A 12,666-nucleotide genomic window follows, 5' to 3' on the forward strand; every position below is an offset into this window, starting at 1 on the left:
TTGGTTTCATCGCCGAGCGCCTGAAATGAATCCGCCAGTACGCAGGCTTCAGCCTTATTCTTTGAGGTTTCCATGCCACCGAGCCTATGCAGCACCCTCGGACATCCGCGGTCCAAGCGTTTGCTAAATATATAAGCCCGATGTGTGTCCCCTTTTCAGCGCCGCAAAAACTTCGCGACCGCCTCCGTGCGCGTGCGCACCTGGAGCTTTTCGTAAATGCGCCGGATGTAGGTGTGAACCGTCTCGTAACTGATGCCCAGCTTCTCCGCGATCTCCTTGTACAGAAAACCCTGCGCCAAACAGTCCAGCACCTCCTGCTCGCGGGGCGAAAGATTCTCGGTCGCTGACGCGGATGCCGCGCTCTGCTGAAACGACAACACCACCTTGCGCGCAATGTGCGTTGTCATCGGCGAGCCGCCGCGATGCACCTCGCGGATGGCGTCGAGCAACTGCGCCTGCGGTGTGCGCTTCAGCATGTAACCCGTCGCGCCCGCGGCCAGCGCGTTGAATATGTTTTCAGTGTCCTCGTAAACCGTCAGCATCATCACCTGCACGGTCGGGAGCAGCTGCTTCAACTGGCGCACGCACTCAACGCCGTTCATGCCGGGAAGGTTGATATCCATCAAGACCACCTCGGGCTTGACCTGCGACAGGCCCTTGAGCGCGTCCTCTGCATTGGGATAATGGCTGACGCACTTGAACCCCTCCGCACGGTCGAGCACGCGCGCGAGCGTCGTGCGGAAACGATCGCTGTCCTCGACAATGGAAACTGTGATTGGCATGTGGTTATCGTGCTTTCTTGATTGGAGCGCTCAGCCGCACCCGTGTGCCCTTTGTTGCCGCGGGGTCGATCGAAAAACTGCCGCCAATATCCTCCAGCCGCTTTCGCATGTTGCGCAAGCCGTTTCTTCCCGTTTTCTGGTTCATGCCCGCGGGGCCCTTGCCGTCGTCCTCAATCTCAAGCGTGAAACGGCCGGGTTCCAGGTGCAGACGCAACCAGGCGGCGGATGCAGCCGCGTGCTTGATGACATTATTCACCGCCTCCTTCGCGGCGAGGAACACGTTGTGGCGCACTTCGGGCTCGAGCGTCAGCTTCGGCAATTCAGCTGGAACCTCGATGCGATAACGCAATCCAGCGAGCTCAAAATATTCCTGCGCATACTTGCAGAGATAATTCACGAGGCCATCCAACGTGTCGTTCGATGGATTCACCGCCCACACGATTTCATCCAACGCCTTTGTGGTTTCTCGTGCGGTGTCAGTGATCTGCCTCGCGTGGCCTTCCACCTCTTCTGGAAGTTCCTTGTCCGCCTCGGCCAGTTCACCGAGCAGCGCGACCTGTGTGAGGTTCGCGCCCAGCTGATCGTGCAGGTCTCGTGCAATCCGAGCGCGTTCCTTCTCCAATTCCTCCTGGCGTTTCAACTCCGCCAGTTCGCGCTGCAATCGCTGGGTCGAAAGATAATGGACCGTTCCCACAATCAGTCCGAGCGTCACCACCGTGACAAGGGCGAGGAACCATGCCGTCCGCCAGAAAGGCGGTTCCACGCGAACCAGCTGAATGGCGGGATTGGGATTCCAAACTCCATCTTCGTTCGCCGCAGTGACAAGGAATCGATACTCCCGCGGCGCAAGGCGCGTGTAACGCACGCTGCGCGTGGTGTCGGCATCGATCCAATCGTCTTCATGGCCCTCCAGCCGATACCTGAAACGCGACTGTTCCGCAGCGCCAAGGTTCAGGCTGGTGAAGTGAAACTCGAGGCTCTCGCGCCCGGGCGGTATCACGAGCACCTTGGGTGCGATCGCGCGCAGGCGATTCGTGATCTGCTCGATGCCCGCAACGAGAATCGATTCAATAATGACAGGCGGGTGAAAGGGATTCTGCCGCAATCGGTCCGGCTGCACCGAAACCAGGCCGCGTGTTGTTGGAAACCAAAGCGTCCCGTCAGCGGTTCGCGCAGCGGAGGGTTGCGATCCTTGCGTGCATTCGCGCGAAGGCAGGCCGTCGGCTTCAATGTAGGTTCGGCACAACACGCGAGCAGCGCGACCTTCCGCAAACGCATCAAGGCTTTCGCGTGTCACCCGCATGAGGCCCGCGTTGGAACCAATCCAGAGATTCTTTTCCGCGTCCTCGATGACATACCCGATGCTGTTGCCGCTCAGGCCCGAAGCAATTGTGTGATAGATCCATTTACCGCGATGCAACCGTGCCACTCCACTGCCGCGCGTCCCGACCCAGAGTTCGCCCGTTGAGTCGACGTAGAGGCACGAAAGATCATCACTGGGCAAGCCATCAGCTTTTCGAAACGTGGTGAAACGATTCGTCTCGAACATGCTGAGACCATTGCGGGTTGCGATCCACAAATGTCCCTCATGATCCTCGCGGATGGCACGCACTTCATCGCCCGCGAGGCCATCCTGCTGGGTGAATTTGCGAACGCTGGATTCCTGCACCCTCACGAGTCCATTCTGCAGGCCCACCCACATCACGCCCTTGGAATCCTGGAACAGCACGGAGACATTTTCGGTTGCGAGCTCATTATGCCCGAGCGGAATAAACCCCTCCCCTGCCCGCTCGAACAATCGCAGCGGCAACTCCCGCGGATCGCCGTTGTAGCGCAGTCCCGCCAGCAGGCGCTGGCCCGCATCCACGAAGACCGATTTGACGTCGCAGTTCTGCGCGATTCGCGGTTCCTGGATAATCCTCAGGGAACGATTCGTTCCGTCGCGAAAATAATCGACCCGGCTCTCTCCATTGTAGCCGACCCAGATCCCGCCCGCTGCATCTTCGGCAACACTTTGAACCACGCGCCCTTCCGAATCTGCAAGGATGCCGAACGTCCTGCGCTTGACGCGGTGCAACCCGCCGCCGTTGGTACCAATCCAAAGATTGCCTTCGCGATCAATGGTCACCGAAAGCACGGAGGCATGCTGCAACTCGTCGCGAATGTGGACGAACTGGCGGCTTGGCTGAAGCCAGTACACCCCATCGCCATACGTCCCCACGATCAAGTTGCCGTCCGCGTCTTCGCAAGCTGTGAGCACGGGGGTGTCGCCCCACGGATAACGGCCGAAGTCGCGTTCACGCTGGTCGCCGTTCCACTTCTGGATGCGGCCGTCGGCCAGGCGCCAATACCCTCCCTTGCGGCTCGCCAGCAGCAGATCCAGGCGGCCGCTGAGAGGAATTTCGCGTTCGTCCTGCAGCCGCACGAGTTTTGCATCCGTGCCCAGCCAGATGTCGCCCGACGCCTCCGCAACTATGGATTTCCAGGATCCGAAGAACCCGTTCAAGCCTCCGTTCTCGTGCCGCACCAGCAACTGCGCTGTCAGAATCCAAACGACGCCTTTCGAATCTTCGACAATCCTGCATTGCCCGCCGCTTTCCTGGCCCAGGGAAAAGTTCTGCACAGCGCCGTTCGTTTCGATGACTGCAACGCTGCCGTTCTCCATCACCGCCCAGAGCCGTCGCCGTGTGTCTTCGAAAACATTTAATACGCGGCTGTTGTTCAGACCAGGGGTGTTCGATTCATCGAACAGCGTGAACTTCAAGCCATCAAAGCGGACCAACCCAAGCGTCCCCAGCCAAAGATAGCCGTCGTGCGTCACGGTCACTGCGAAGACAGAACTTTGCGGGAGCCCATCCCCAATCCCCCAGGCATCGACGACGAATGGGGATCCCGGAAGAACCGTGGTTACCGCAGCGGGAGTGCGGCCGGAAAACAGGATCGCCAGGAGCATCCAAATTACAACAAGCGATCGTCGCAGCGGCATGCGGCCGATTGTCAGGAAGAAGCGGTATGCAGTAAAGCCGAACTCCAGCCGGGTCTGCGACCCGGAGCGCCGACTTGCAGCCGGCTTTCGATCATCGAAGAACTGATCGCGTCCACAGTGACAGTTGTGTGGGTTCCGCATAAGAGAGCCACGGGTGCAACGCAGCGCCGCAAGCACACTTGGAAGCGCTAAGCCAACGACTGCAAGCCGGCGCTCCGCCGCGGTCGGAATACAATCGCCACAAGCAACGCGAATCCCAGCACACACACGACGGCCGCGCCTGTCGGCAGATCCAGTCGAAACGACGCGTACAAGCCAGCCATGCTCGCGAGAGTCGCCACGCCCCACCCGACAAGCAGCCGCGCTGCAAGCGAGTTTGCGAGATACGTTCCGCACGCAGCGGGAACGATCAGGTACGAGAAGACCAGCAGCACTCCGCCGATCTGCACGAAGCTGGTGACAATCAATCCAAACAGCGCATAAAACAGAAAATCCCAAAGGCGAAAGGACAGCCCTTTATCCACGCGGTCATGAGTGAACGATAGCGCTATGAACTTTCGGCGAAAGATGAAGTGCACCGCCGCGATGGCTGCATACAACACGGCAGTTTTCCCGATTTGTCCGGGCGTCACCGTCAGGAGATCGCCCACAAGCGTGCGCTGCAGTTCCTCCTTGCCGTGCGGGCTTTTGCTCAGCAACAGGATCCCCGCGGCCGCGGCAACCACGTAGATGATTCCAATCAAAGCCTCCTGCGGCACGCGCGCCTGCTTGCTCGCACGGGTGAACGTGAACAACAGCGCGCCCGCAAGCGTGAAGCCAACGGACCAGATGTAGTTGTGTGGATCGTCCGCTTCATGCCCAAGGTACAAACACAAACATGTGCCCAGCGTCGCCACCTGGGCCAGTGCAAGGTCCACGAAGATCACTTCGCGCCGGATGATGTGCAGCCCGTAGTAGACCAGGATCCCTGGCAGCACGAGACACGCAATCATCGGCCACTTCATGACCGATAGGATTTCTGTCATGGCTTTGCTGCTCCGTTCAGCGCGTCCGCCACGGCGTTCACGAGATAATCCATCATGGCGATATAGCCGCCCTCGGTTCCTTTCACCCCTCCCGGGTATTGCGTGACGTTCACCACGGTGGCGCCTGTTCCGCGCGCGACTGTGTCGGCGGTTTTTCGATTCAGATAGGGATCGACAAGGATCACGCGAGCGCGCTCCGCCTTCATCTGCGTCATCACCTTTGCAAGATGTGCCGGCGAAGGCGGGATGCCGGGCTTCGGCTCAAGAAAGATTTCGGTCTTCAAATCGAAACGGCGCGCGAAGTAGAGCCAGGAATTATGGTAGGCCACCAGATGCTGTCCTTTGAACGGAAGCAGCTTCGTTTTCCAGGCAGTGAGTTTCGCCTCCACATCGCTCACAAATCTCTTCGCCTGCTCCTCATAGAACGCGCGGTTCGCCGCGTCCATCGTTCCGAACGCGTCTGCCAGATGATGCGCCACGATGCGGGCGTTCTCGGGATCAACGAGATAGTGCGGGTTGCCCGCAGCATGGATGTCACCACCCGATCGATCCAATTGCGCCGGGATCTCCAGCATCTGCACGCCTTCGCAACAGCGCACATCGCCCTTCGCCGCCGATACAATCTTCGCATTCCGCGCCTGCTGCAGCAGCCTGGGCAGCCAGCCTGACTCCAGCTCAGCGCCGCCATGGATCAACGCGTCAGCCTTGTTCAGCTTCACGATGAAGCTCGGTTTTGCATCGACGAAGTGGGGATCCTCCGTCGGCCGCGCCATGGTGGTGAGCTCAATTTTATCGCCGCCAATTTCCCGTGCGATCGATGCGAGGTCGGGCGTCGTTGCAACCACGTTCAACTTCGCCTGTATGACGAAGGGAAGAACGACGCACCAAAGGGTAATCAATGTTTTCATGGGCACGTTTTAGAATGGATGCGCACCATGCGCACCCAACAGGAATTCGAATTGCAGCCAGAGTGAATGATCCACGCCGATGTTCCGCCGATCGTCATAATTATACTGCAGCCGGAGCTTCGAAAACTCGGTCGGGTACCACGTGAGGTTTGGCGAGAGCCGCCATCGCTGGTCGCGCATCGGGTCCCGTCCAAGTGGCGCTCCATTGAAGCTCAATCCCGCCTGCTCGTAATCGCCGCGTTCGCCCGTGACATAATCCCACCGCACTCCACCGACCCAACCCTTCCGGAAACCATACAACACCTGCGAATAAAAGCCCCAATCGGTCACTGATTCGCGCCTTAGGCTTGCTGGCAGTCCACCCGGGTTGGTGACCTCGCCTTCGTCCGCTGCGTCGTTTTCATTCTCGTCCCAGTTAAACGCACCCAGTTCATAGCGCCGAACCATCGCTTCCGCCTGGAATGAAACAAACGGAAAGCCAGCCTGCGCACGCGCCGGCTTCCACTTCCAATACACATCAGCGCCGCCGATCGCAGTTCGAGTGTCGCCTCCTGCGCCGCTCGAATTCGGACCGAAGGCGCCGGACAAACCAAACAGGAGCGTCTGGGCTTCGGATAGGTCAAACGACAGCGCGTATCTGGGCGTGAACAGCAAATCGTCTATCGCCTTCACCCCACGATCGTTGTCCGGGTGGCGGAATCCCAACGGCAGAGCCTCGTGTTCATCGTCTCCATGGCTGTGTCCGCTGCTGCGAAATGACGCTGCGGTTTCGCCATGGCTATTTTGGATTCCCAAGGACAGTTCCGAGTAGAATGGCGTGGGGGCCAGCCACGAGATCCGCGCGCCGGGGTTGCGCAAGCCGTCAGCTCCGAGGAATCGAGCGCTTGCGAGTGGCGAATCCACGAAAGCCCACGAATGCGGATGCTGCGTATTGTGGCGGCCGAACTCGCTCAACAGCTGCCCCGCCCGAACCTGCAGGTTGCCCGGAAGCGAAACCGTTTCCAGCCACGCCTCCTCCAACTCCACGAACGACTCGCCTTCTGCATCGATGGAAAACAGAATGCTGGCATTGCCGCCGAAATAAGGATCGACCGCGCCTTGCAGATTCAATTCAACGCCTTGGACGGTGAAACCGCGTTGCGCGGGATCGTGTCCTCCAAGTTGCGTTCCACCCTGGATGTCTTCAGCCGTCGAGGTGCCTGCAGCGAATGTGGCGATCAGGCTGAGGTCCACGAATGATTTGCCGCCGTTTCCGATGCGGACGGGATCGGCGGCGTTCCATGCTGGTTCTGCTTCGGACAACGATGAGGCCGCGACACTTGCCGCACTCGCTGAAGCTTGATTCGTCAGCGAATTCAGCCGTTGCGAAAGGGCTTCAATCTGTTCGCGCTGTTCACGCTGCACGCGTTCGAAGTTCTCCTGCATCTGCTGCAACTGCCGCTTGAGAAGCTCCACTTCACTCTCCTGCGCAACGGCAGCCGCGGCCAGGCTGACGCACGCCACAAACAAAAATCGTTTCATAAAATCTCCGGTCTAAAAGGTTGATTCCAACACAACCCAACGCCCTTGAGTGGCATTGAGCTGATAACAGGTGGGGAAATCAACCGACGGGAGGTCCGCGCGTTGGAGCGAGAGAAGGATCGAAAACCGTGCTGGGCGCGCATGACGGCTCAAGTTGAGCCATCACTGTCCCATGTGCGGCATCCAGAACGAAGGCTGTATCGGGAGCGGCAAATCCGCCCTGGGCCAGCAAAGTCACCACGCATTCATGGCCGTGGGTGGCAGCGTCCATATGGACTGCCTGATGCAGGCTTTCGCAAGCGGCAAGAACGTGGACCGCCGCAAACAGCGCGAGGCAAAACACTGCGCAAAGGCGTCGAGAATCTCGCACCCATGCCAACAGCAGTTGCGGCTTGATCGTCATTGCGGCCTATATGTCGGATTCAAACACGTCAGGATCAAGCAGAATTCAGACCCGCAGACGGCACGCGGCGTTCACGCCGCTTCAGCGCTCTCAATCCCAACTCGGCGGCAATTGCTCAACGCGGTCGCAACGTTCCGCGCCCAGGCGGCCTGAAGGCACGCGCTCCGTTGCAGAGGGGTACGTGTCAGCGTCCGCAACACTGCTTGTACTTCTTGCCGCTGCCGCAGGGGCAAGGATCGTTGCGGCCCACCTTCGGGCCCGTCCTCACGGGCGTGGCCCTGGCTTTCTCCACGGCATCCACGGCTTCGCTGACGACATCGCTTGCGTTGTTTGGCTTCGCTGCTCCCGGCGCCTGCTGGGTGTCAGTACCCGTGGCTGGACCGCCGAACGCGCTTGTGGATTGATGGCTGGTTTTCTGCGGGATGTTGCGCAGGAAATTCTCGAAAGCCATGAGGCTCGATGCACTGCGGAAGATGTTGTGGCAAACCTCGGTTTTGATGTTGACCATCAACTCATCGAAAATCCGGAATGCTTCCGCCTTGTACTCGATCAGCGGATCCCGCTGCCCATGCGCGCGCAATCCAATGCTGTAACGCAGGCTGTCCATTTCATACAAGTGCTCCTGCCACAGCCGGTCAATCGCGCTCAGGATCGTGTAACGCTCAATCTCCTTGAGCGCAGCGGGATTCTCGCTTTGAACCTTCAGGTCGTACAGGTCGCGCACCTTGTCCGAAATGAAAGTCACCGCCGCGAACTGCGCATGCGTGAGCCCGTCAAACAACGAACCGGGAACAGGAGGCTCATTGCCGGACTGCGCGGCCTTGACGATTTCCTCCTCAGGAATCCCGAGCGGAAAGTTCAGGTTGACCCAGTCCGCCAACCCGCGAACGTTCCACTCGTTGTTGTCGAACTCGCCCTTGGTGAACGATTCGACCTTCTGCACGACCACTTCCTCCATGATGTCCATCAGGCGGTCGCGAACGTCGTTGGCTCGGATGATCTCGTTGCGGAAGCCGTAAATGACTTCGCGCTGCTTGTTCATCACGTCGTCGTATTCGAGCGTGCGTTTGCGGATCTGGAAGTTGTGCCCCTCGACCCGCTTCTGCGCCTGCTGGATCGAGCGATTCAACAGCGGATGCTCCAGCTCCTGGCCTTCCTCGAGGCCCATCTTTTCCATGTACTTGACGATCTTGTCCGACCCGAACAAGCGCATCAGGTCGTCCTCGAGCGAAATGAAAAAGTGTGACGAACCCGGATCGCCCTGGCGCGCGCAACGTCCGCGCAACTGGCGGTCGATGCGCCGCGACTCATGCCGTTCGGTGCCGATGACGTGAAGGCCGCCAATGTCCGGGACTCCTGCGCCCAGTTTAATGTCGGTTCCGCGGCCTGCCATGTTCGTCGCAATGGTCACCCCGCCCCGCTGGCCCGCGCGAGCGACGATTTCCGCTTCCTGCTCATGGTATTTGGCGTTGAGAACGGAGTGAATGATTCCCTCCTTCTTCAACATGCGCGAAAGGTGCTCGCTCACTTCGACTGAGATTGTGCCGACCAGGATTGGACGGCCCTTGCCGTGAATATCCTTAATCTCCTTCAGCACCGCCTGATATTTCTCGCGGCGCGTCTTGTAAACGGAATCGTTCGAATCCTTGCGCGCGACAGGACGGTTCGTCGGGATGATCAACACGCCGAGTTTGTAGATGTCGAAAAATTCCTGCGCTTCCGTTTCCGCCGTTCCCGTCATGCCCGCCAGCTTCAGATACAACCGGAAGTAATTCTGGATCGTGATCGTGGCGAGCGTCTGAGTCTCGCGTTCAATGGCCACGCCCTCCTTGGCCTCAACGGCCTGATGCAATCCATCGCTCCAGCGGCGTCCCGTCATCAGGCGTCCCGTGTTCTCGTCCACGATGATGACCTTGTTGTCCTGCACGACGTATTGAACATCCTTCTGGTAAAGCGTGTAGGCCTTCAGCAACTGGGAAATGGCATGGATGCGCTGTGCCTTGGCCTGGAATTCCTGCTGCACCTTGGCCTTCGCGTCCAGCCGTTTCTTGGGATCCGCCTCCGCTCCGACATCAATTTCGTGCAGTGCGGTGGTAAGATCGGGCAGCATGAACGCGTCGGGATCCTTTGGGCTGAGGAAATTGCGGCCTTTCTCGGTCAGGTCCGCCTCATGGCTCTTCTCGTCCATAGCAAAGAGCAGCTCTTCCTTTTCCGCGTAGAGCTCTGTCTTGCGCTGATCCGAATGCAACTGCAGCTCAGCCTGGTTCATGAGGCGGAGGTTCTCGGGATTCTCAAGAATCTTCAGGAGGTTTTCCGACCGCGGCTGGCCCATCTTCACCCGGAACAGAAGGCGCCCAATTTCCCGCTCCAGCGCCTCACGGTTCTGCGGGTTCGAACCGTCCTCGGGATGCAACTTCTTGATGAGCGCCTCAGCCTCGGTCAGCAGGCGATCGCACAACTTGACCTGTGCCGAGAAGAGCGTTTCAACGACAGGCCGGTACGTCGCATACTGCTCGTCGTAAGTCACCACGGCCGGTCCGCTGATGATCAAAGGCGTTCGCGCTTCATCGATCAGGATCGAGTCGACCTCGTCAACGATCGCAAAATAATGCCCGCGCTGGACCTGATCATCCTTGCGAGTGGCCATGCCGTTATCGCGCAGGTAATCGAATCCAAATTCCGCGTTTGTGCCGTAGGTGATGTCGCAGGCGTATTGCTGGCGGCGAACGGCGGGGGGTTGGTCATGGAGAATGCACCCGACGGTCAAGCCGAGGAACGTGTAAACCGCGCCCATCCATTCCGAGTCACGGGCGGCAAGATAATCGTTCACGGTTACGACATGGACCCCGCGGCCCGTCAGCGCGTTGAGGTAGACGGGCAAGGTGCCGACGAGCGTCTTGCCTTCACCCGTGGCCATTTCCGCGATTTTGCCGAGGTGCAATCCCATGCCGCCAATCAATTGCACGTCGAACGGAACCATTTCCCAGCGCAGCGGATGCCCGCGCACGATGACATCCTGGCCGCAGAGGCGGCGGCAGGCGTTCTTCACCACCGCAAATGCTTCGGGGAGGATTGCTTCCAGGCGGCGGGCCAGTTCAGCGTTGTCCTCGATCTTGGAAAGCTCTTCCTTCCAGGCCGCGGTTTTTTGGCGGAGGGCATCATCGGACACCTTCTGAAGTTCTGCCTCGAGCGCATTGATTTTCTGCACCAACGGACGCAGCTTCTTCAGCTCCCGTTCATTTTTGGAGCCGATGATCTTTTTGAAAATAAAACCTATCATGTGACCTTAGAAAAAAGTGCTTAACGCTACGGAAACGCCGCCAGTGCGTCAAAGACTTTACGGAGGGTAAGCGGGAGCGCCGAAAACTCAAGTTGCGCCACCCCCAGGGTCTTCGAAGGCGTTCGCCAACCAACGCAGACCTCCGACATTCTTTATCGCGGTCCCGACCTGCGGGGCGCAGTCGACGCAACCGGCCGTGCAGCTCGCGAAAAATCGCATTCTCATGACACAAGTCGTTACCTGCCTTGTCCAATTCCTCGAGACCATGAAAACACGCATCGCATTCCTTATCGGCGGAAGCTTGTTGCTGTCACTGGCCGCCCCGGAAACGCCGGCTTCAGCCGCGGATAGCAAGCTTGTCCTTCACGAATGGGGCACGTTTACGTCGCTTCAGGATGAATCTGGAAGGAGCGTTGGCGGAATCAACACTGACGATGAACCGGTTCCCCATTTCGTGCATCAGCTGGATCCCCAGCTGCTGCTATCCCCAAACGACATAAGGAACCGCTTCGACAAGGGTGCCCCGCACGGCCACCCCGACGCCACAATGCGCCTCGAAACGCCCGTGATCTATTTTCATCTGCCGCAAGGCGGTTCGATTCGGACGCTTGATGTTGAGGTCGGATTTCGCGGAGGCTGGTTAACGGAGTTTTATCCGCATGCGCGGGCTGCCGCTCCAGGTATTGAGGGTGATCGGAGACGATTCGGACTGTATCGATTCGGCCCGATCACGCCGAAGACTTTTGGTTCGCTGCAGTGGAACGGTTTGCAGGTGGGTGGAAACTGGGGTCTCACCAACACCTCAGACCGTGTCTGGACCGCCCCGCGTGCGGTCGATGCATCGCTGGTCCGCGCCACGAACAACGAAGCCGAAAAGTTCCTGTTTTATCGCGGGATCGGAAATCTGGACGCGCCGCTTCGGGTGTCCCGCGATCTCCCCAGCGGGCAGCTCGTCATACGGGGCCAGTTTGATCTTCCCTCGTGCAATCGCCTGGCCATATCCAAACTGTGGCTGGTCGACATTCGGCCGGACGGAAATCTTGCGTACCGCGTAATCCCCGGTTTCGACGCTCAACCCCATTCCACGCGGTTCCTGGGGCGGACGGCGGGGTCCTTTCCTGAGAAGGATTACAGCGCCGGAAATCTTCGACGCCTGCGCCGCGACTTGCGCAGGGCGCTCGTGGCGGACGGTTTGTTCGCCGACGAAGCGGATTCCCTGTTGAACACGTGGCAGCTTTCCTATTTCAAAAGCGAAGGAATGCGGCTGTTCTTCCTCGTTCCGCGCGAATGGACCGATCACGTTTTGCCATTGAAGATCTCGGAGCCTGCGCAGGTGACACGCGTCATGGTCGGCCGCATCGAACTTGTTACTTCGACACAGCAAAAGCTCCTCGCAACGATTGCAAGCTACAGTCCCGCCACGGTCGCCTCAGCCTCAAGCATGCTTGCGGCGAATTTTAATCGAACGCTGATGGCGTCCCCACACAGTTACGCGATGATGGCCCGCGGTTCGGGCTCGATGGCTTCGCATTTCAAGGTGCCAGCCGAATACCAGGCGTATCTGGATCTCGGACGCTTCCGCAATGCACTGGTATTGCACGCCGCGCAGCACCCCGCCACGGCACCCATTACCAACTTCATTTTCGCGTTCCGCCTGAGTGGCTATGATCCGACGCTTGCCGGCCAACCCCAGTAACATTTTCATGCTAACGTATCTTCAAATCAGGATGCGTTGATTTTAAACTTGCACGATGCGGCACG

Annotated in this window: 8 protein-coding genes; 1 reads left to right on the forward strand and 7 read right to left on the reverse strand. The window is 58.9% G+C overall.

All coding sequences use genetic code 11. The annotated features are described in order from the left end of the window. Window positions 1-155: 155 nt before the first annotated feature. From VEH04_16340 to secA, 7 genes are all read right to left on the reverse strand, one after another. Window positions 156-782, reverse strand: a complete 627-nt coding sequence (locus tag VEH04_16340; protein ID HYG24347.1) for a response regulator transcription factor — start codon at window positions 780-782, stop codon at window positions 156-158. Between the two features lie 4 nt (window positions 783-786). Continuing rightward, entirely contained in the window at window positions 787-3,909 is a 3,123-nt protein-coding gene (locus VEH04_16345) for a two-component regulator propeller domain-containing protein (protein ID HYG24348.1), read from the reverse strand. Between the two features lie 47 nt (window positions 3,910-3,956). Then, window positions 3,957-4,793, reverse strand: a complete 837-nt coding sequence (locus VEH04_16350) for a metal ABC transporter permease (GenBank protein HYG24349.1) — start codon at window positions 4,791-4,793, stop codon at window positions 3,957-3,959. After that, the gene (locus VEH04_16355) at window positions 4,790-5,701 is read right to left on the reverse strand and encodes a metal ABC transporter substrate-binding protein (GenBank protein HYG24350.1); all 912 of its coding nucleotides are present in this window, start codon (window positions 5,699-5,701) and stop codon (window positions 4,790-4,792) included. The genes VEH04_16350 and VEH04_16355 overlap by 4 nt, the downstream gene beginning before the upstream one ends. Window positions 5,702-5,710: 9 nt before the next feature. Then, window positions 5,711-7,222 (reverse strand): hypothetical protein, encoded by a 1,512-nt coding sequence (locus VEH04_16360; GenBank protein ID HYG24351.1) that lies wholly within the window; start codon window positions 7,220-7,222, stop codon window positions 5,711-5,713. A gap of 79 nt (window positions 7,223-7,301) precedes the next feature. After that, complete coding sequence (locus VEH04_16365) at window positions 7,302-7,625, reverse strand: hypothetical protein (GenBank protein HYG24352.1); 324 nt, start codon at window positions 7,623-7,625, stop codon at window positions 7,302-7,304. A gap of 184 nt (window positions 7,626-7,809) precedes the next feature. Further along, window positions 7,810-10,905, reverse strand: coding sequence for a preprotein translocase subunit SecA (gene secA / locus VEH04_16370; protein ID HYG24353.1), 3,096 nt, complete (start codon window positions 10,903-10,905; stop codon window positions 7,810-7,812). Between the two features lie 223 nt (window positions 10,906-11,128). Between secA and VEH04_16375 the strand changes: the two genes are divergently transcribed. After that, window positions 11,129-12,601 carry a hypothetical protein gene (locus VEH04_16375; GenBank protein ID HYG24354.1) on the forward strand — a complete coding sequence of 491 codons (1,473 nt, stop codon included), beginning with the start codon at window positions 11,129-11,131 and terminating at the stop codon, window positions 12,599-12,601. Window positions 12,602-12,666: the final 65 nt, after the last annotated feature.

The sequence above is a fragment of the Verrucomicrobiia bacterium genome, from assembly GCA_035629175.1.
GTDB lineage: Bacteria > Verrucomicrobiota > Verrucomicrobiia > Limisphaerales > DASXHY01 > DASXHY01.